The 24,038-nt window shown below is 46.2% G+C and carries 5 protein-coding genes; 1 reads left to right on the top strand and 4 read right to left on the bottom strand.

Annotated features, from left to right (window positions below; translation table 11 throughout):
* Positions 1-202: 202 nt before the first annotated feature.
* Entirely contained in the window at positions 203-916 is a 714-nt protein-coding gene (locus AAEU32_RS07530) for a zeta toxin family protein (protein WP_421969917.1), read from the top strand.
* A gap of 515 nt (positions 917-1,431) precedes the next feature.
* Here AAEU32_RS07530 and AAEU32_RS07525 read toward each other — a convergent pair.
* The 4 genes from AAEU32_RS07525 to AAEU32_RS07510 form a co-directional block, all read right to left on the bottom strand.
* Positions 1,432-3,525, bottom strand: a complete 2,094-nt coding sequence (locus AAEU32_RS07525; protein ID WP_421969916.1) for a TonB-dependent receptor — start codon at positions 3,523-3,525, stop codon at positions 1,432-1,434.
* A gap of 525 nt (positions 3,526-4,050) precedes the next feature.
* Positions 4,051-4,734 (bottom strand): outer membrane beta-barrel protein, encoded by a 684-nt coding sequence (locus tag AAEU32_RS07520; RefSeq protein ID WP_421969915.1) that lies wholly within the window; start codon positions 4,732-4,734, stop codon positions 4,051-4,053.
* On the bottom strand, positions 4,731-23,126 hold the full coding sequence (locus tag AAEU32_RS07515; protein ID WP_421969914.1) for a tandem-95 repeat protein: 18,396 nt from the start codon (positions 23,124-23,126) through the stop codon (positions 4,731-4,733). The genes AAEU32_RS07520 and AAEU32_RS07515 overlap by 4 nt, the downstream gene beginning before the upstream one ends.
* Before the next feature lie 408 nt (positions 23,127-23,534).
* On the bottom strand, positions 23,535-23,996 hold the full coding sequence (locus tag AAEU32_RS07510) for a TlpA family protein disulfide reductase (protein ID WP_421969913.1): 462 nt from the start codon (positions 23,994-23,996) through the stop codon (positions 23,535-23,537).
* Between the last annotated feature and the right edge of the window lie 42 nt (positions 23,997-24,038).

Here is a 24,038-nt window from a genome sequence, read left to right as displayed (position 1 = left end):
CGGTGCTACCTCTGTGCTACTTTGCAGTATAGGTGAAGTGGACACCACCGCTCATGATGCCTTGGGCCCTTGGAAATACGAGTGACTGATTTCGTATAAAAGAGGCTCTGATGCGCTTCGATAAGGCATAAGTCGATAACAGAGATGAGCTTACTTGCTGAAAGCCACATTAATGACATAATGAAGTCAAATGGTGGGAAAAATGGATTTCATGGATAAAACTGAAGAACAGATCATCACCGATGCTATCGCTTTCGCTAAAGCCAACAAGACGAAAATAGCAAAAGAGCTTACGGATAAGTCTTTTTTTCTCCCAGATGATAAGCCCGTTTCTGTCTTTATGAGCGGCTCCCCTGGTGCGGGTAAAACGGAAGCCTCTAAAGCATTCCTTGAGGAGCTCGGTGATGACTGTGTTATCCGCTTAGATCCGGATGACCTAAGAGAGCGCTTTGATGATTATACAGGTGGCAACTCATACCTTTTCCATAGAGCAGTATCACTGCTTATAGAGAGAGCACTCGACCGTGCTTTCAATAATAAACAATCTTTTCTATTAGATGGTACGCTTTCAAGCTATAAGGTTGCAGAAAAAAACATTGAGCGCTCCTTGCGTAATAAAAGAGCTGTCTTGATTTTATTTGTATATCAGCACCCTGCGCTTGCGTGGGAATTTGTTCAAGCAAGGGAGCAAATAGAAGGCCGTAGGATATTACCAGCAACGTTTATCGATCAGTTTTTTGGCTCACAAGAAGTGATTCGGGAACTAAAAGCAAGATTCGGTAATAAGATAAAAGTAGACTTGCTAGTAAAAAACAATGTGGGCAAAACGCGCTTTTATCACGATAACATCCAAGCGGTAGAACACCATGTTGGTGAAAAATTTACTCGCGAAGAGCTTGAAGTGTTGATAAGATAATCATTCAGCTTAGAATTTTTAAGCCCTGAGAGGACTATAAATGTTAGCTACCTTATTAAAATCAAAGAGTTCGCATAGCTCAAAGCTGTCTGAATTTGTTCTTAACGCTAACTCGAGTGAGAAAAAGAGAGTTTATTCTCACGTAATAGACAAAGCAATTGCTTCCCAAAATCAAATTACCCATCAAAGCAGCCGCCCAAATAAGTAAAGAAGCGCCAACTTAGGCGCTTTTTTATTGCCCATCATAATCTCAACTCCAAGAGCATAAAATAGGTTGCCTTTACAGACATTACATCTGAAGGACCGGCCTTGCTCAACCATCTATCGCAACGCTCAATCTCACTAGGAGGTGCCTAGGAAATTAGTGTCGAGTGAAATAAAAAGTTAGGCGAGCGTGAAATGCAAGTGCTTTGAAAGGGAGTACTTGAAAGGGAGTACTTATTGGATAGGTGAACTCTGCGCAAGGGCGATAAAAGCAAGGTTAGCCACGGGGAGTGGCTAACCTTTTATGGTGCTTAGAATGTGCCTACAAGCGTCAGTTTAGCGTTTGCAGACTCACCTACTGTTGCTTGGTGAGTTGAGTGTGCTGTAGGGAAGTACAACTCATCTGTGAAGTTTTGAACATTCAATTGAATGCGCAGATCATCAGACACATCGTAGTAAGCAGCGGCATCAAAACGCGTGTAGCTTGGCAATACTGCGTTGTTACTATTATTGATGTAGCTCTCATCTTGATACGTCGCACCAATACCAAAGCCAAATACGTCATTCACTTGGTATGAACTCCATACTGAGAAAGTATTCTCAGGTAGCTCGCGTGGTGTTCTGCCCGTTGGGCCATTGCGGTCAACAATTTCGCCATCTAGTGTGCTGTAGTTAAGCGATAGTGACCAATCATCTGTGATGTTGCCAGCCAATTGCATTTCAAAACCAGAGATTTCAGAGTCAATTACATCCAATGTTTCTGGATCGTTGTCTGCAACTTGTGGTGAGCTTTGCGTGTTCTCAAAGATTGCCGCTGTGAAGCTCAAGCCGCGCTCAAAATCCCATTTAAGACCGATTTCACGGTTGGTGTATGAGTCTGGATCCAACTGGTTGTTATTGCCGTTGATATTCGCGTACTGCTCACCGCTTCGTGGTAGGAATGATTCACTGTAGCTTGCGTACAACGAAATGTTTTCTTGTGGCTTATAGATAAGGCCTGCACGTGGCGACACTTCTTCGTCTGTGCGAGTACGAGTTTCTAGAACACTTGGGTCAGCGTTGAATACTTCGATGTCAAAGCGGTCAAAACGTGCGCCAAGAACAACATCAAACTGCTCAGTAATTTCAATTTCATCCTGCATGTACAATGAAACTACATCTAGCTTAACGCGAGTGTCGTCATTTAAATCAGAGAACGCAACGGTGAACTCTTCACCACTGGCGTTCATGCCTGTTAGGCCGTCAAAGTTAAGTGGGCGCTCAACATTGAAATATTCTTTGTCTGAATTAGTGGTGCTAAATACAGGGTTGAAACGGTTTTGATCAGAGTTAGTTTTCACCCACTCACTACCAAACATCAAAGTGTGACCAATGTTGCCTGAGTTTAATTCTGCAATAATGTTACCTGATAAGATAAAGCTATCACGTACCGTGTTATCAACGTAGCCATCTAGCTGCACAACATTTGTTGACTCGTCATAGTTGTTTGCATAGAAGTTCGAGTAAACTTTATCGTAATCACCATAAAACGCGTTTAAGTTACCCTTCACTGAGTCATTAAACTGATGCGAAAGGTTGGCTCTGAACGTGTGAGCTTCGATTTCATGGAAGTTATTTTTAGGGTCTGCAAACACCACATCTTTTAATGACTCAACCGGACGGCCATCTTCACCCGTTGGGATACCACGGTCGATAAATCGCTCATGGTTGATGTATTCATAGCTCACGTCTAAAGCAGTGTCATTATCAAGTTCAAAGTGCATGGTTGGGTTAATGCCCATACGCTCACCGTCGTAAAAATCGCGATGATTCTCTAGCTGTTCGAACATGGCATTAATACGTAGCGCAGAGTTTTCGCTGGTTACAATATTGGTATCAACCTGACCACTGAAACCACCAAACGTGTCCAATGAACCTTGATAACCCGAGAACTGATTGTCTAGCTTCGCTTTCTTTGATACACGGTTTAAGATACCGCCTGTACCACCACGACCAAATAGTAACGCATTAGGGCCGCGCAGAATCTCTACTTGTTCGATGTTGTATAGCGCGCGGAAATATTGCACATCATCACGATTACCATCAATGTAGAAATCAGCTGTTGAGCGAACGCCACGAAATACAATTGAGTCACGGTGACCTTCACCTTGCGAGTTGTTTACGCCCGGTGTGTAATCAATAATTTGCCCAATGCTGTTAATACCACGCTCAGTGATTTCTTCTGATGTCATGATTGATAGGCTTTGAGGTACATCAATGATAGGAGTTGGTGTTTTTACTGAGTTAGACTCATTAATCGATAAGTAGCGGCCTTCAACAACAATCTTTTCAAAATCACCACTTTCAGCCAAAACGTTTTGGCTAAGAGCTAAGGCAGCAGCAACACAAGTCAATTTAAACTTCACAACTCAATCCTCTTATATTTTTCGCTTATAGCTACTCGCTAGATGAATCAGCTACGGCGATGTCATTAGTATTTTAACTGGCGAGGATCTTAATGATAATAATTACTATTTACAACATTATTAACGAAAAAAGATAGATCATTATGTTATATGTATCTAATCAAATAGAATTAATACTTATATTTATGTGGTAGCGTGGTACCGATGAGAAGCGTGGTTTTCGTGGCGCGAGCATACTTATAGAGACCCAGTTAGACCTAGGGCGTGTTGACCTTTGCTGTTTTTTTACAGCAGTCATTGGGGTATTTTGGCAAGGCAGAGCCTGCGTCGCATAGTCATTCTATGTAAGTCAGGTGATAACGCAGACAAAATCAAAAGCCCGCCGTAAACGCCTTTAAACACGGCATTGATAGTATGAGTATCAATACCAAGAGCTCTTTTACACTGCGCTCAGCAATAGAAGGTGCCCTGTGTTATGAGGAATATATGAAACAGATAGAAAAAAGCGCCACATTGGCGCTTTTCTCAAAACTGGTAACGGGCGCTAAGCCACACTGCATCGGATTCGTCTTTATCAAAGTTGATGCGCTCCCAGCTCAGACCAACGCGCCACTCTTGCGACAGCCGATACTCCCCTTTGATACCCAAAAACATATCAGTGCCACTGATTTTATCTCGACCTTTGAGCTCTCCCACATTAGTGGTTTTGAACTTCCCTTGCCAATCAAACAGACCTAGTTGTGGCGCAATAGTGAAATCATCATTGATGTAAAAGTGATAGCCAAGCGCAATAAATAGCCCATCACCGGACTCTGGGTGAATCTTTCTTATCTCATCAAAAAAAGCAACTTCATCGTCATAAGTCGCACTAATATTGATTTGCACTTCACCAATGTCTTTGTAGCCACCTTGCAAATACCAATGTTGATTAAAATCATAACCAAGGTACAAAGATACAGCCATGTCGCTGTTGTCCAACGCAGTCACACTTGCGTCTAAGCCGACGTTAGCAAACTGCCTATCGATACTGCCAATAGATGCATCACTACTGGCGTAACCGATTGCTCCGCCGACATACCACTTTTTGTCTTCGTCGCTCTGTGCTGATAGCGCCGGTGTTGATACCACCAGCAACACTGTGCTGATAAGTGACGCACGCCCAAACGGCTTTAACTTAGTGCGAGTGATAACCCGGTTGTTGTTCATCATATCCATTCTCCAAAGCGGCGTATGTTCGCGACACGCCTATGAGCAACGCATCGCCAAATACCAACCAGACATAACAGTAACCACCACATACCCAATGCTCCCCCCCCTTTGGTGACGATGTCGTCAGTTTGTGTTGGTGGTTCAGGTGTAACCTCGGTGGCTGTGATCGTAACGGTTACGACTGCACTTGCAGTCCCGCCTTGACCGTCACCTATAGCATAGGTAATTTCGTCGCTACCGACATATCCCGCTAATGGGGTGTATACCAATTCGCTGCTCTGGTTGATTTGCACCGAGCCAAGCTGCGCTGACGCTGCCAACACTGTTAAATTGTCACCGTCTGGGTCGCTGTCATTGGTAATGACATCAATCGTGACACTGGTGTCTTGTTCAATCGACACTTCGTCATTGAGCGCCACAGGTAGCTGATTCGCACTGATAAGAACAGCCACACCGCCTGGGTCAACAATGGTGCCATTAGCTTGGCCATCTGCATCATTAGGGCCGCCATCTTCAATAGTTAGCTGCACACACCAGTGGCCCGCGTTTAATCCTGCTTGCCAATCACTGCTCCCTGGAGGCGGACAGAAACCTTTATCCCCAGAGGCACTATGAAGCTGATTATTATCGTCTTCCATAAAGGTGAACCAACCAGCTTTAGCCGTAAACTTACGATATACAGCTAGCTCAGGAATGATCTGTCTTTGTGGAATGGTGATTTTATAACTGCTGCCAAACTCAGGTAAGCCACGGGCAATAAAGTCGAATACACCATCTACATGATCCGCCTCGTCGTCAGGCGTCAAATCATCACCTGGCTTGTTGATGTCTCCATCTGACAATTGTGCCCCTTTAAACTCGCCACTATGCGCATAGAAGCCAACGCGCAGACACACCCCAGGCTCACCTTCAACCAAGAATGCATCTTGTTCAGAGCCCTGCTCCATCAGCACATTACACTCATCTCTAGAGTCAAGGTAATCAGGAATGCCATCTTCATCTGCGTCGGCAAAGCCTTCAATATCATCAGGCAGCAAATCCCCATCGCTGTCTTGAGAACCCGGTTCAGGCAACTGCGCAACAACATCAAAGTACAAGTCTACTGTTTGCGATAATGCAGGAGCACCATCGTCAGTGACTGTCACTTGCACAACATAGAGGCCCTCTGGCATCAAACTTGGGTCAATCGTAAAGGTGCTATTCTGTGCATCGATATCAACAGCTTCACCTCTTAGCATCTGCCATTGATAGCTGTGTGTGTCAGACACATTAGGATCAAACACGTCCGCTGTAATAACGGCAGCCCCTTCACTTTGACTAATGGTCAAGCGCTCTTTGGTATTTTGCTCCATGATTAGTTCCACCCGCGGAGCGATATTACCTTCGGTGATAGTCATCACATGTTCGCGTTTGATACCTAAGTTACTCGCATCTGTTAGTGTAACAATCAGAGTTTCATCTTCTTCACTGATTGCATCTTCTAGGATAGAGACATTAATAACGCCTTGAGTACCCTCGTTAATAACTACTACACCCGATGCCAAGGTATGGTCGCTACTATCGCTGGTGCCAGACACGGTGTAGGGGATCTCCAACGGATAGCTTGGCGAGTAACCGTTGAGGTAGACACCAATTTGCACATTCATTCCTTCGGCAACAAACTGATCCTTAGCCAGCGATACAAGTGGTCTAACATATACAAGCTGCTCAGCGGTAGACACGTTACCGTCTGCATCGGTAGCTTGCCACAGCGCATAGTTAACGCCTGGTTCAAAGTATAATGAGCCACTCACAAATGACACAGGCAATGGGTTACCATTACGATCACGTGCTGATGCTACACCCAAATCTACTTTGGTATACAAAGCATTAGCATCAACAGTTACCGAATTAGGCGCTGTTACCACAGGCCCTTGCCCATCACCAATAACTGTTACGCTAACCACTGCTGTATCATAATCACCGCGCTCATTGCGCACCAGATAGCGAATAATCACGGTGCCGCTAAAGCCCGTCGGCGGTATGAATTGCACCTGAGAATCAACAATAGCGACCTCACCATAGGTGCTCGAAACAGATACTAGGGTTAAGGCGCTACCATCAGCACTGGTGTCGTTTGCTAGTACATCGAGCAATGAGCCACTATTTGCAGCCACCTCAAACTCATCGTCTACAGCGTTTACAGCTGGCTCAGCTTCGTTAACGATAATAGACACGGTTGCAATTGCCGAATCTTCAAATCCATCATTGACGTGATAGGTAAAGCTATCTTCACCAAAGAAACCTGGATTTGGTGTATATATCCAGCTTCTTGCAGAGCCTGACAACATGCCATTTTCTGGCTGAGTATCAATTATGTAAGTGAGAACATCACCATCAATATCTGTACCTTCAAGAGTGATGGGCAGTGCTTGATCTTGTGTAGTCACTAACGATAGCGGCAATGCCACTGGCGCATCGTCTACCGGACTCACTGTAATGGTGACCGTGGCAATATTAGACGTCGCACCTTGGTCATCAACTGCACTGAAGGCAAAGCTGTCTATACCAAAGAAGTTGGTATCTGGGGTATAAACAAGCTCAGGCGCGTTGCCAGAAAGGACACCATGACTAGGCTGAATATCAACGAGGTAGAAAGCAATCGCACCATCAACATCCGAAGCACTAAGAACAATACTTGAACTCGTATCTTCCAATGTTGTGATGCTCTGGTCTTGAGCAAATGGCGCGTCATTCACCGCCGTGATGGTTAACGTCACAGTGGCGATGTTACTCGCTAATCCGTTGTTATCATCCACTTGATAGGTAAATTCATCAGCACCGTTATACTCAGGCGCAGGTGCGTATCGTACTAACCCAGTTGCCGTATCAACGGATACAGAGCCAAATTGTGGTGCCGTTAATATAGTGAGCGAACTCGGGTTCAGCGTCCCATCAACATCGATATCATTACCCAGTACATTGATATCAAGCGGCGCATCCAGTTCTTCATGCACAATCACGTCGTTACGTGCCATTGGGGCGTCATTCACCGCATTAATGGTGATAGTCACGGTTGCTGGGTTCGAATGCAATGGCGGCTCTGACGGTGATGCATTGCCAGTATCATCAGCGAAGTACACAAAACTGTCTGTGCCAAAATAATCTTGCGCTGGGGTATAGGTGATCACACCGCTAGCCGCATCAATTGCCACGCTGCCATGCTCTGGCTGCTCAATAACATGCACCGTCTCTGGGTTTGGTTGACCATCTTCGATATCCGTATCATTGGCAAGCACGTTTATCTCAACAGCAATATCTTCATTGGTTTGCGCAATATCGTCTAATGCGACTGGCGCATCATTAATACCAGTGACTGTCACATAAACGGTGGCAATATTGCTTTCAAGGCCCTGTGAATCGGCCACTTTATAGGTAAAGGTATCGTTACCTACAAAATCCGGCTCAGGGATAAAATTGAGCTCGCCATCAACAAGACTAACTGCTCCGTGGCTAGGTTGTGCGGTGATAACAATACTGTTGCTATTAAGCGTATCACCATCAACATCTATGTCATTAACCAACACATTGATGTTAGTGGCTGTATCTTCTGGCATGGCTACGGCATCAGACTTAGCAATTGGCGCATCATTTACTGCACCAACATCAATGCTGACCGTTGCTTCATTAGAGGTTAGATCGGTACTGTCTTTCACCCGATACCTGAAGCTATCAGCGCCATTAAAGTTTTCGTCTGGGGTGTAAAATACCAGTCCGGTCGTTGGCGTAACAGACAACTGGCCATTCGCTGGCTGTACAGTGATCAACACACTTGAAGGTACAATATTACTCTCTGAATCAAAGTCATTGTCCAGAATATTGATCACAACTTGAGTGTCTTCCGGTGACGTTGCACTGTCATTAACAGCAATAGGCGCATCATCAACAGGATTAACGGTAACAGTAATGGTCGCTGCGCTTGAGATACCACCATCGTTATCAGTCACTGTGAATGTGAACGAGTCTACACCATTGAAATTATCAAACGGGGTATAAGTCACATTAGGTGCTGTGCCACTTACATCACCATTACTTGGCTGGGTTGCAATGTTATAGCCGGTGATGGAACCATCGCTGTCGCTGCCCGATAAGGTAATGGCAAGCGCCGAATCCTCGTTGGTCACCACATTTTGGGCAACGGCTGATGGCAAGTCGTTCACCGCGCCAACTGTCACCAATACGGTTGCGCTGGCAGTCCCGCCGTTACCATCTGATACGGTATACGTTATTGTCACCGTACCAAAGAAGTCAGGCACAGGCGTATAGTTCAATGTTCCATCTGAATTAATGCTGACTTGACCAGATGAGGCCTGAGCTGCAGTTACACTGAGCGTGTCACCATCAATATCACTGTCGTTACTCAAAACATCTATGGTGTTATTGAGGCTGTCTTCTGCCACTGTTGCACTATCATCTTGTGCGACTGGAGCATCATTGATTGCGCTGACAGTGATCGTTACGGTTGCCGTTTGGGTGCCACCATTGCTATCTGAGACCGTGTAAGTGATAGTCACTACGCCGTTAAAGTCAGGTGCTGGTGTAAAGGTCAGCGTACCATCTGAATTGATGCTCACTTGCCCTGAAGTTGCAGTTGCCTCAGTTACTTGCAGTGCATCACCATCTATATCGCTGTCATTGCTCAGTACATCAATAATGTTGGCAGTGCTATCTTCGGCCACTGTAACGGCGTCATCTTGGGCAATTGGAGTATCATTAACAGCATTGACAGTAATTGTGACAGTGCTTGCTTGCGATGCGGCGCCTTCGTTATCAATGGCAACAAAACTGAAGCTGTCTGCACCGTTGAAATTAGTATTCGGCGTATACACTAAGTTAGCGCCACTGCCAGAGAGCTGCCCAAAGCTTGGCTGCGTCTGTACACTATAGAAATCCACAGTACCGTCTACATCGGTGGCTTCGAGTACAATATTCAAACTTGTATCTTCATCTGTGCTCACAGACTGTTCTAGCGCCACTGGCGCGTCATTGACCGGCGTAATAGTGAGAAGTACATCGGCTACGTTACTCAATACGCCATTGTCGTCTGCCACTTGATAAGAGAAGGTATCATCACCGTTATATTCAGGAGCAGGGGTATACTTAACCAGCCCAGTAACGGTATCAACCGTCAACGTACCGAATTGTGGTTGAGTGATAATTGCCAATGAAGAAATATCAATTACACCATCTACATCAACATCATTACCAAGGACATTAATTCCGATTGGTTGATCGATTTCTTCATGAATAACAACATCATCAGCGGCGCGTGGCGCATCATTTATCGGATTAACAGTGATGGTCACGGTTGCTGGGTTTGAATGCAGCGGAGGCTCTACCGGTGACGTATTCCCTGTATCATCAACGAAGTAAACAAAGCTGTCAGTGCCAAAGTAATCGGCCTCAGGCGTGTAAGTTACCGCACCTGTAGTACTGTTGACTGTCACAGAGCCATGCTGTGGCGCCTGTATTACTTGCACAGTGCTAGAGTTTGGTTGGCCATCCTCAATATCAGTGTCATTACTTAACACCTCAATTTCAATCGCAGTGTCTTCATCAGTAGTTGCGGTATCATCAATGGCTGTAGGCTGATCATTAATGCCTACAACGGTTAGATAAACGGTTGCGATATTACTGTTGAGGCCCTGATCATCCGAGACTTGATATTCAAACGTATCGTTACCTGCATAATTGGCATCTGGCGTAAAGGTGAGAGTACCGTCAGCATAACTCAGTGAGCCATTAGCTGGCTGGCTCACAACCGTTACATTGTCAGCAAGTAACGCTGCACCGTCTATGTCCGAATCATTGACTAACACATTAATTTGCAGCGCGGTGTCCTCATCAGTACTGAGGGCATCGTTATTGGCAACCGGTGCATCATTCACCGCGCCAATATCAATGGCGACAGTCGCTATATTCGAGGTCAAGTTACCATTATCATTAACTTGGTAAGTAAAGCTGTCCGCACCATTGTAATTGGCATTCGGAGTGTAAATGACACGTCCGGTTGTTGGTGCAATTATTACCGAGCCATTGGTGGGCTGCTGAATAATAACTAAACTCGACGGCGTTAACGCATTTTCTGCATCTATATCATTCGCTAACACTTCAATCAGAGTTTGGGTGTCTTCTAATGTTGATACATTATCATCAACCGCGATAGGCGCATCATTAACCGCCGTCACAGTAATAGCCACTGTCCCCACTGCCGATGTGGTGCCTTGGTCATCGGTTACAGTGAAGGTGAAAGAATCCGCGCCGTTAAAATCTGTGCTTGGCGTGTAAGTCAGATTTGGTGCTGTTCCAGTTAAAGTTCCGTTAGACGGAGCTGTAACCACGGTATAGCTTGCAATCGAGCCATCAATATCAGCGCCAGCAAGCGTCACATTCAACGCCGTATCTTCTGCTGTGGACAGCGTTTGTGATGTCGCAATAGGTGCATCATTGACGGCTGTCACTGTGACCGAAATGATGGCTGCAGCAGAGGCTAGACCGCCGTTATCTGTCACAGTAAAGGTAAATGAATCTGCTCCACTGAATTCGGCACTTGGTGTGTAGTTCAAGTTCGGTGCTGTGCCACTCAAGGTGCCACTACTTGGCCCAGTTACCACAGCGTAACTGGCAATGGTGCCATCCACATCGAGGCCGCTTAATGTCACTGCTAGAGCAGCATCCTCTGTAGTGGTGACGCTTTGTGCAGTGGCAATAGGCGCATCGTTCACTGAGTTAACAGTGATGCTTACGGTTGCCGCTACTGAAGTTGCGCCTTGGTTGTCGGTAACGGTGAAAGTAAATGAATCACTACCATTGTAATTACCGTTTGGCGTATAGGTGAGGTTAGGCACTGTGCCACTCAAGGTGCCATTAGCTGGTGCATTGACCACTGCATAACTCACTATGGAGCCGTCAATATCTGTTCCGGCTAAGGTCACGGCTACAGCACTATCTTCATTTGTCGACACGGTTTGTGCAGTTGCAACCGGTAGATCATTAACCGAGTTCACCGTGATGCTGATGGTCGCCGTGTTAGAAGTCAAAACGCCATCAGAAACGGTAAATGTAAAGCTATCTCCGCCATTGAAATTTGCGCTTGGCGTGTAAGTCAGATTAGGAGCAGTCCCGGTTAAGGTGCCACTACTGGGTTGCGTTGCCACAGTGTAGCTCAGGTTATCACCGTCGACATCAGAGCCCGTTAAGGTAACGCTAATCGCGCTATCCTCGTTGACGGAAACACTCTGGTTATCGGCCACTGGGGCTTCATTGACATCAGTAACAGAGACTGTGATATCTGCCGTCGATGTGAGTGAGCCATCGCTTACGGTTATCGTCAATGTATACGATGCGGTGGTTTCAAAATCCAGTGCCCCAATCAGAGTAATTACCCCTGTATTAGCATCTATGGCAAACAGACCTGCGCCATTACCTGCACTAATGCTATAAGTCACAGCATCACCGTTATCATCACCGGATACTACTGTGCCTATCACGGTCGATGTCGCTGCATTCTCGGCCACAGTGAAAATCTCTGGGCGTGCCCAAGGCGCCACATTAATGAATTTACCAAAGCGCACGGTTGCCGTTTGCCCAGCCTCAGCATATAGCTGAATGCTCGTTACTGTTGTATCGGTATACCCTGACAAAGCGGAAATCGATACCGTATTGAGTCCGGGGGTTATGCCGCTTAAACGTACTAGCCCATTGACATCTGAAACACCGGTCTCGCCTGATAGCATAGAAACCGTAGCTCCGGCCAAAGGCGTTTCCTCACCGTCTTGAACGCCATTCCCATTCGCATCGCTAAATACGTAACCCAGAACCGTAGCATCTGGCTGTAAACCGTAGTTACTACTGCCATCATAAGCAGTCATATCAATAGTTTCAGGGTTGTTGTTAGTGGTCACTGCATATCCATTTGGCACCGCCGCCGACAGACTCAGACCACTGCCGCTCACTTTAACGAACTCAAAACTGCCACTGTTACTTGAGAGTGTGTCGACAAAGCCTGTGAGGCTCATCACAACGCCGGGTAAGCTTTGCTCTAGCGCATCTTGGGCACCATTGGCGTCTATATCCTCAAAAACAGTGCCTGCAACGACCCCTTGGAACTGATCGCCAAATGTCGCAGCTCTATCAGCACGACCATTAGCATCTAGGGTTACGGTAATGTTATTTGTGGTAGTACTTACATAGTTGGTCGGGTCTGTTTCAACTACTTCATAGGCTTGATTCGCTGTCAGCCCAGTGAAACTGTAATGACCATTAATAAGAGAGGTCGTTGTCGCACCACCATCAAGTGTGAGGGTTACGCCACCAATACCTTCCTCACCCGCATCACGGCGTAAATTACCATTGAGATCATGATAGATTTCACCATCAATAGTTCCTGATATCTTAACCCCGAACTGCAGGCCTGCATTGACATTAGTATCACTGATGGTTACAGACTGACTCTCTTGAGTGGTGGAAACAAATCCTGTTGGCACAGTCATCGTCAGTGTGTAACCGCCATCTGCAAGATTGCCAAAGTAGAAGCTACCATCTGATTGCGTTGTGTCGACTACTGGTCCTGAGGTTATGGTCATAGTCATACCATTAACGCCAGGCTCACCGGGATCTAATTTGCCATTGGCATTAAGATCATTAAATACCAAGCCAGTTACCACGCCCTGCTTCATATCAGCAAAGTTCGCGATAGTCTGGGTACTGGGTAATGTTACGTTCTTAGAATTTGAGCTTACACTGACATAACCAAGCGGGTCTGTCTCTTCAATGCGATAGCGTCCCTCAGGTAAAGTAGCCTCGTAGAAACCATCAGCATTAGTGCGAACTGCAGTAACAATGTCACCAGGTTGATAGCTTGTGCCACTAATCGAAATGGCGCTATTACCTTGGTTATAAATAGTGATGGTGACAAACTGCAAACCTTGCTCACCATCATCGACTCGACTGTTACCATTGTCATCACTGAAAACAAATCCCGATACTTTACCCTCTAAAACATCACCAAAGTTAATGACCGAACTACCACCAGAACCAAACGACGTTGGCAACAAGTCACTGGTAGTGCTGGCATATCCAGCAAGGTTCGATTGAGCAACATAATATTTAGTGTTCGGTGTTAAACCAGTGATTCGGTATGAACCATCGCTTCCTGTAGTAGCACTACCTACCACGGTGTCGGCTTCATTAGTCACCGTGATACTCACTCCTGACAACCCTGACTCAGAACTGTCTTTGGTCGCATCGCCGTCTTTGTCGTTGTAGACCACGCCCGATATTTCACCGGCCTTGACCACACCAAAACTGACAGACAAATTGGAGCCGCTAGTATAGTTTACGCTTACATTGACCGCTGAGCTGGCAACATAACCAGCAGGCACTGCGGCTTGTGTAACGGTATAAGGGCCATCGGCCTTGGCGGTAAAATCGATGGTGAGGAAACCACCACCAGCAGTATTACCTTGGCTAACGTTATCCAATTCAATACCAGCGCCATCAATACCAGACTCCCCAGCATCATAGAAGCCGTCACCGTCGAGGTCTTCATAGACGAAAACGGTTATTTCAGAGATGGCTCGCACAGGTATATCAATGGCTGCTGTCGCCGCGCCCTGTACCGTGACATTTTTAGTAAGCTGAGTAACCCCAGCTGATGCTGTATTTTGAATTCGATAATTACCTGCTGCTAGGTTTGTAACACCATAGCTATCGCCATTATCGGTAAAGGTGTAGTCTGTACCAGCGACAAGCTGCACACCTGCTTCGGTGAAAATATCAATGCTTTGAGTACTGTGTGCACTTTCAACAGCGCTTTGATAAAAATCGTCGCCATTACTATCTACAAAAACACTTCCTGCAATACTGCCTACTGGCGCTGCAAAACCGCCATTAACAGCTTCAAACGTATCTGGCGGTACATCACGGAAACCCTGCCAGTCTTTTTGCAATGGGTCGGTATTCGACGCTGATGACGAATAGAACACACCAATACCCACATTCGCATCATAGTTAGCGAAGCCATCAGGGAAATCGTCCACAGGAATTCGTACGTCAAGGAAGAAGTCATAACTGCTGCCGCACACAACCGACTGATCTTCTGTGATAGTCACAACTGATGTTGCTTGTTCTGCACTGGTTGCATTAGAGCCCGCTGCAATATAAGAATTTACCGCAGCACCATCGTCAATCGTGAAGTTGTTGTTATCGTCTTGATACATCCACACCCTATCGACTAGGTTCGACGCAAAGGTACCGTCAACATCAATGATGTAGTCGTTACTGCCATCGTTTTCGATATCGATCATGAAGTTCCAATGCGAGCTGATTAGCCCAGAACCGTTACGGCCACGCTCAGAAGGGTTTGCATCCAAACGCATACGCATTACGAGGTATGCATCATTGGTGGTATTTAGGTCGGTATCTGTATCTTCATACTTAATCCATGTACTTGGTTGATTGCCTGGGGTTGCCCCATCCGCTGAACAAGAACTAATGTCAATTTGTGTTGGTTGCACAGACGCACCGCCATTAGTTGGGTCACTCGAGCCTTCATGGTCATATACCGGCAAACCACTGACGGTATAAGGTATAAAGTTATTGATAGCTGAAGCCCCACCCGCTGCTGGGTCTCCAGGCTCGGGCTGAGCATTAACAATTACTTTGATAGACAACGTGTCTGACTCTGTGCCATCGCTGACGGTGAGCTCAAAGTAATCAACCCCGTAGTAATCAGCATCCGGGGTGTAATCTAAGGTAGCTGGGCTGCTGCCAGTTCCTGATACCAATGCAGTACCGTGTAAGCCGTCGCGACTAAGCGTCCAAGTAAGCGTGTCACCATCAAGATCACTAGCCACAACACTGGGTGATACCCAAGCTGTAGGGCTTTCATCTTCATCTATGGTTATCGTGAGCGGGCTGTTTTGAGCTATCACAGGAGGTGCATTTAAAGGGTTACCACCATTAGCAACTTCATCACCATCGGAAATGCCATCGCCATCGGTATCAACAACCAGAGGGTTTGTGCCAAGTGTTAACTCATCACTATCGCTAAGGCCATCATTATCATCATCCGTGTCGGTAATATCAGGTTCACCATCGCCATCGGTATCAATCAAAGGATCCATTGAGCCGGTCCAAACAGAAAACCCATCTAAACCAGACAAGGTCATGGTATTCGCTGTTGTATCAAGCACAGTTGCACTTTGGCTTGTCCATGTCGCACCACTATCTGTTGACTTATACAAGAGTAAAAAGTCTTCGTTGATACTATTGAGCTCGGTATCGTCATACTCAAACACCAGTGTTGCATTTAAGCCGGTATTCGTAGTGGGTGTGATGTTATATTGGCGCTTAATACTAACGGGATCTGTCAATGCCGCGTGGCTACGGGTTATTGTGGTAACGCCCATATTCGCAGTCGTCGTAAGTATGGCGCCCAGACCACCAACGTTTTCTGAGCTGATATTGCTTAATGCCCGAGTTGTAGTGATGCCGCCAAACTCGAGAGAATCGCTGATCAGTGCAGCTTCAAACAAGGTAGCAGTAGCTCCCAACGTAATTGTTTGACCATTTAAGTCGATATTACTATTTACAAAAAGATTGTTGGCAACCGTAAAGCCGGTGTTAATGGTCAGTACCGCGCTGTTTGACAGATACATATCATCAAACGCAATAGTGCCGCCCGTAAATATTGATGACGCATTAAAGCTTGGTGCATTTACAACACTCCCTGGCTGATCTCCTCCCGCTGAATCCAAGACGTCCCCATCAAGTTTATAGTAACCAACCAATCCACTCTCAGAGCCACTTAGTGTACGCTTCATGTTGTCGCGAATATCCCCCAGAGTTCGGGCGCTATCCCAAATTCTAAGTTCATCGATATCACCCGCGTAATAAAGGCTTTGTGGTGTAACGTACCAAGTGTTTCCTATTAGCATGGTTGCCAAAGACACTACGTACTCCGATGTTGTAGAGGCCGCCTCAATTTCTCCGTTGATATACAGGGTCACTTTGCCTGCGCTTGTAAACGTGACGGCAACATGAGTCCACTGCCCCGTTGGAATAGATTCAGTGCTGGATAAACTTAACGAACTCTCTGCAGAGCTTGCATTACTCATGTATATGTTGAGTTTGTCGCCGAGGAGCCTAAACTGCACATCAGCGGAATTGTCCGCTTTACCAAAACCGGCAATAACCTGCGTATCCGCTAAATCTGCGGGCTTAATCCACGCCTCTATCGTCGCCGTATTAGTATTACCAATATCAGCCAATGGGCTTGGTGTGACGTTGACGTACTGCGTAGTACCATTAAGCGTGATGGCACTGCCCGTGCTATATGCACTCGCAGCACTCATAATGGGCTGGTTAGCGGTGGTATAAATACCAATATTATCTTGCTCTATGGGTACGTTTTTGAGGCTCCAGTTACTCGGATCATGCCAATTTGTGCTGATACCCACCCAGTTGTTGAAGGCGGTGGAAGGCACCCAAGAGTGGAGCGTATCCATGTTAGTAAGGGTACCATTGGCACCAGTTACACTGGAGTCCACGGCTGTACCACCTGCACCATCATCTAACCGGTAATAAGCAACTAGATTGGCTTCATCCCCCTGTAGTTGCTGCATCATGAACGTACGAAGCTCTTCTTCAGAGCGGGCATCATCCCAGATGCGAACTTCATCGATCTGGCCTGGGAAGTAATCACCTCCTAGTGAGTGGCTACCAATGGTGAGATTTTTTTCAGCTAAACCACTTTTGTCTGCCATAGCGCCTGAAGTTTGAGTGCCTCTTAGTACGCCATCGATGTAAATACTAATATTGGCCCCATCATAAACACCCGCAATATGGTGCCAACGACCTACTTCAAGCGTTGATTCGCTGAATACATCCCAAGGCGCGACCTCACGGTGAAATTTAACCGTTAAATCATTATTTACTGCTAAAAACCAAAGCTCTCGTTGTCCACCACCTGGGGAAAACTTCGACAAAATATACCCAGTTGAAGCTGGCGCAGAGTCGAGCTTCACCCAAGCTTCCACTGAAAACAGTTGAGCAACTTGGAAATCAGCAACCCCTGTACCGACGTTGACATAGTCATTCACACCATCAAAAGCGAGTGCTAGTGCGGCGCCAGCCGTGTTCCTGTTAACTTCCAAACGATCTGCTATGCCGCTGCTGTCAGCGTCAGCAACCCCTTCAATGCTATCGGGAATATTGTCATTGTCTGAGTCGGTATCAATGTAATCGGCAATGCCATCACCATCGGTGTCAGTACTGGCAGTGCCAGTATTACTATAACCTTCATCAAAATCGCTAATGCCGTCATTATCGCTGTCAGCAGTAGTCACATCCGCGGCAGTCCAACTAGAAAAGCCAGATAACCCAGTAACTGTCAGGGTATTATTAGTGTCATCAAGTGTGGCCTCTACTCCTTGCCATGTTGAACCTGAGTCAGTGGACTTATATAAACCCAGATCGGTTTCCGTGATGCCATTAAGTTCATTGTCGTTGTAATTAAGCACCAGCGTCGCATTCAAGCTGCTGTTATTGGTAGGGCTAATATCATAGGCACGATTGATGCTGACAGGGTCACTCAGGGCGCCATGAGAGCGGGTTATGGTAGTGCTTCCCATATTCGCAGTGGTCGTTAACAACGCCTTTAACCCTGCGACATCTTCTGCACTGATATTTGCAAGCTCACGAGTTGCCACAATACCACCACTGCCCACAGAGTCAGTGAATAAGCCAGCCATTTCATACAAGTACCCCGTTTCGCCTAAGTCAACGGTGTTTCCGTTGAGGTCGAGGTTGTTATCCAAAAACAAATGACCGTTAACATCTATCGATGTATTCAGTGTGGGCGTAGCAGTAGACTGGACAAAAAGATGATGCACTGCAGGATTACCAATATACGCGGTTGACGTAACCCAGTCACTGTCATCCATGAACGTTAAGGTACCGTTGTTTCCATTCGCAGTGAGGTCTGTCAGAGTGGTTCCTGAACCCTCATCGAATTTGTAATACGCTATCAACCCCGCTTCAGAACCACTCAAGGTAACATTCATGGTGTCACGGATCTGAGCTTCAGTCCGCGCGATATTCCAAATACGAACATCATCGAGTTTACCCTCATGTTTGTATGTAGAGGGCGGCGGATAGCCTCCTATGCTGAGCCCATTAGCATTGCTACCCGTATCGGTATCAACACCACTACCCACAAAGATACCGTTTACGTAAATATTTACATTGCCACTGCCATCGCGGGATGCAGCAATATGATTCCATTGGTTATCTTTAAGCGCACCGGTGACAATCGTATCAGCGCCGGCAGATGTTGTTGTGCCATCACCGAAGTACATGGCAATATTTCCGGTGCTGCCCGTTTCTAAAGAAAACACACCATCTTTGGTGACTACAGCCGAGCCGTCAGGGTCGATACCCCACACCCATACTTCAATCGTCATGGCACTCAAACCATCAAGGATGTCGGCATCAGCAAAGGAGATATAATCATCAACGCCGTCAAAATCTAATGCACTTCCGGCTGCTCCTGAGCCATTTGCAGCTATTGTGGGACTGTTTATCGAAGCGTAAATGCCAACATTATCTGAATGCACGGGCACATTACCCAAACTCCAGTTCGCCGCATCGTTCCAATCTGTTGAGTTATCAAGCCAAGAGTTAAACGCGCGAGTGTCTATCCAATTACTGTCACTGCCAGTGAGGGTGCCATTGAGACCATTACCCGATACATCACTGACAAATGTGCCGCTGTCGTGCTCAAAGGTATAGTAAGCGACCAACCCCACCGAGTCGGCTGGTACAGTACGCATCATGTTTTCGCGGATTTGCTGCTCTGTGCGTGTGGTGCTCCATACCCGCAATTCATCCATACTACCAACGAACGGACTGCTACCATCGTAGTAACGACCAATTAACGCATTGACGCCAGAATTTGGAATGGTCAGATTTAACCCTGTTCCTACTGTGACGCAGTTTTGTACTTCTTCTTCAACACCGTCGATAAAAATACGAATGCCTACCCCGCTCTCAAACATCGCTGCAACATGATGCCATTTGCCATCGGCATTGGGGTCAGTTTGCGAGGTGCAGCGATAATGATTAGCAGTATCAGAAATATGCAGCATGAAGGCGTTATTACGGTAACGAAGCCCCCAAAGCAGCTGCACTGTAGCAGTAGAGTTATTATGACGCGTTATAATGTCACCATTAGCACTGCTATCGACTTTAAACCAACCTTCGATAGTTATGGTATTGCTAATATCAGCCCAACCGGATGTGGGCAAGGTCACGTATTGACTTGCACCATTAATCTTTAATGCTTTGGGTAATGATGCACTACTTTGACGATACACCACGTTGATACTTGAGGTAAAAGACAATCCGGAGCCATCGGAATTATAGAATGCACTGCCAGCGCCACCTGCAACTAGCCCCCCCAAACCAAATGAGTCATAATAATCACCAGTATAAACAGTGATTCTTCCACCACTGCCAACACTAAGATTACCCGAATTTAAAATAACATTACCGCCACTACTATCCCCTGCACCTGCAGCGTCACCGGCATTAAGCACGATAGCGGTACTATTTGTTGATGTAGTGGTAATATCCGCGCCAATTATAATATCTCCACTTTGTGTGCTGATATTAATATCTGCGCTACCAGCATCAAGTGCCCCATTAACGGTTATCGCCTCTGCGCCATCAGCATGATCCGTTTTATTAGAAATATAATTAACGCTACCACCAGTAGTGACCGTGCCAGACTGGATAATATCTGAGCCATAAACAGTGAACGTACCACCTAAGTTTGTATCTCCGGAGATAAGTACACCAGACTCGTTTGTTGCCTTTCCTATCACAACACCAGCCATGGTATCGGCGTTTTGGATAATGGTGTTGGCCAGACTCCCGCCGACTGTGATATCTGGTGATCCTGATGCAGACCAAGTGAATGAATCTTGATCAAACTCGCCATAATTAGCGTCTAAATCCGAATTGAAGCCAATATTGGTAGGTTCAACGGTAAATATGCCCGGAGTGCTGATTGTTAGTGTATTACTACTAACATTAAAGTCATTACCACTCAATGTGATATTGCCGCTGCCAGTAGTAATGCTATTAGTGCCTTGCAAGGTGAACTGATCATTGATTTGCGCACCTACTGAGGTTATGGAAATATTACCCGAAGTACTGGTAATACTTGCGCCATTGAGATTAATATCCCACACCGCATTAGTGCCTGATGAACCAACAAGGGTAATATCACCTCCCGCACTCAATGACGTGCCAATGACATCAATGCCACGATTAGCGCCTGAAGCAGGCCGCGTACTTGTAACTGACAATGTTCCTACTGCGCTCACATTCACGGCGCCCAGCGTGATCACATTACCTGTGCCAGTATGACCTCTGGAGAGCATAGAAATATTGCCGGTCCCTACCGTGGTAACGTTAGCCCCGATACTCATTGATACGACGCTGCCTGCAAGGTCACTCCCTGTATCGGCATCAAGAATTATGTCGCTGTTGTTAGCGCTAAGAGCTCCCGTTCCGGAAGTCGCAATACTTCCACCGTAAACCGAAATAGGTCCATTCACGTTGATGCTATTAGTTATTGAGACTGCACCGGTGTAATTGAATATCACTGGGCTCATGCCTGTGTAGTCACCGAGCGTAACCCCTGACAGAGCTGAAAAATCAGAGCCGAAGTAAAGGTAGTTATAGTCACCGCCAAAATTCAATAAGCCACCAGCATTCTCACCGTGCGACCAAGTCAGCGACTTAGATGGGGAGTTAGGTAACAGGGTAAAGTGCCCTTGACTCGAAATATTGAGCGACAATGAACCGGCTGTCGAATCCAGAATGTAGTCTGCTATCAGCGTGACGTTCCCTGTGCCTGCATCAATGGACGAGCCTCCTGCTGCATCAACTTGAATACCACTTCTGTTGGCGTCGTTACTAACGCCAGAGCCAGCCCAAATAAGGACATCGCCACCTGATGTGGCGATATTCGCGCCGAAATCAAGAGCGTTATTATTGTAACCGCTTGCTCCAATACTTGGGCCATCTCCAACAGTAAGGCCGTTCCAAGTGCTTTGTGTCGCCCCACCTGCGGTACTCCCTCCCGCCCAAACATGTCCGCCATAGGTGGTAATATTCGTTCCAACTAATGAAACACCACCTTGATCGCCGTCGTCGTAATCACTCCACAAAATGATATTGAGCGGGGAGCCAGAAACACTAGCAATATCACTGTAAACGCTGACTCTCGCAACACTTTTTAGGGTAAGAGTTGAAGTCGAGCCACCAGTTTTATAAATGCCCGAGTCAATTTGAATGCCAGCATTGGCGACGGTCTTACCTTGAATAAAAATGTCACCCGTATTAGAACTGGTGATTGAACCTGTACCATTGGTTAAAACCCGCCCGCCAATAAGAGTAATTGGACCTGCTGCTTCAAGACGATCACTAATGGTTATGGTACCCGTGTAGTTAAACGTCACCCCACTCATACCGGTATAATCGCCGAGTGTGATGCCGGTGACATTCGCTAGATTAATGATCCTTAGATAGTTGTATTGCGCATTATTGAAGTCAATGTCAGTTGCCCCTTCATTATGCGACCAACCGAGTGCTTGGGAAGAAGTGTGCGGTAAAAGCGTAAAAACGCCAGTGGTCGTGACAGGCATCGAACTAGCGCCAGAGCCTGATACGTTATCAGCGATAATAGTGACGTTACCGCTGCCTGAATTGATACTGTTGCTATTCGCTCCGTTGACAAAAACCCCGTTCACACCAGGTCCTGTCCCCGCCCAAATTAACACTTCACCACCAGCTGTGGTGATGTTAGCGCTCACCCACTGTAGCGCATTACTATTAACTCCTGAACCACCATTTGACGGGCCATTCCCCACGGTAATTCCATTCCAAGTACTGCTACCCCCACTACCATTGGTGCCACCAGCCCAAAAATGGCCACCGTTTGTGTTGATGTCTGCTTCTAATTGCACGCCGCCGCCAGTGTCATCATTCGTATCGCCCCACATAACAACATTTAGAGTACCGCTTGTGCTTGTTATAGATGCGAAGTTGGTTACTTTGGCGCTAGATTTTAGTGTGAGGGTCGCACTGCCCCCCGCTGATTTTGTTATGGGCGAGTTCACATTTAAGAAATTTGCCCCAGTCAATTCAACAACAACATCTGAACCAGCGTTTAAATACGCTTCAATTTGTGAGGGGGAAATCTGGCAATTGGAACCAGTAAATGTGCCGCTACTGTCAGCGCAGGGGGTGGTTACAGTGGTGGAGATGTTTATGTCTGCCACACTATGCCACGAACATAACAACATTAGTCCACCCAAAACACCACGCATTCTTGGCATAGTCGTAACAGTCAATCGAACATGGTTAATCAGCGAGTTCTGAGCAGAAGCCGAAATTTTAAAACGTTTAAACGGTGTAATGAGTTTGTATTTTAATATTTTTAAAGGCGTCGAAAGTACACTCATGAATTTAAGTTCCTATGTCCTGTCACGGCACCGGGGTGTGAACTCATACAGAAACTATCTGCATAGCTTTGGGCGACCAGTTAGGGTATATACGTTTATCCGACTAAGTTTAGTTCAAAAATTAACCTCTCATATTTTTTTGTACCTATAAGAAACATAAAACCCCCAACGACAATGCTGCCAATGGGGGGTGAGGATGAGGGTCTGACGAGTTGTATTAGGTGATTAAAAAGACGTTAAATCGTGGGCGAGAGTCCCTTGTGGCTTTTCAATAACACGGTGAATTTCGTCACCATCAGCAAGAATGATGAACGTCGGTGTATATTGAAGCGCGAATTTTTCTGACAGGTGTTTGTCATCTTTTTTATCAAAATCGACACCGACTAACTCTAATTTCGCCAACTCTACTTTGCTCGCATCTAGCAACTTTAAAAATCGCCCCACTTCCCTTTTACTGTCATGACACCACGTGCCCATCAACACCAACACAGATTTTCCAGCGAGCTTTTGCATATCTTTAATATCTTGCTCGCTCACCTCAAAACTTTCATATTCCTTGCTAAACTCCTCATAATTGGTAAGTAAATCAGCAGGGCTTATTGACCCAATATGCATAGGTGCAGCCCAGCTCGATAGCGAAAAAGTAATTAAAAAAGACAGGCTTAGGCACTTAACAAAAGCAAACATGGTGTTTTTATCTCCTTGTAAAAATTACTCTCGAGTATGAAC

Source organism: Pseudoalteromonas maris, from assembly GCF_049257235.1.
In the GTDB taxonomy this organism is placed as follows: Bacteria; Pseudomonadota; Gammaproteobacteria; order Enterobacterales; family Alteromonadaceae; genus Pseudoalteromonas.
Note: the sequence above shows the minus strand (reverse complement) of the source record. Positions and strands in the feature narration are given on the sequence as shown.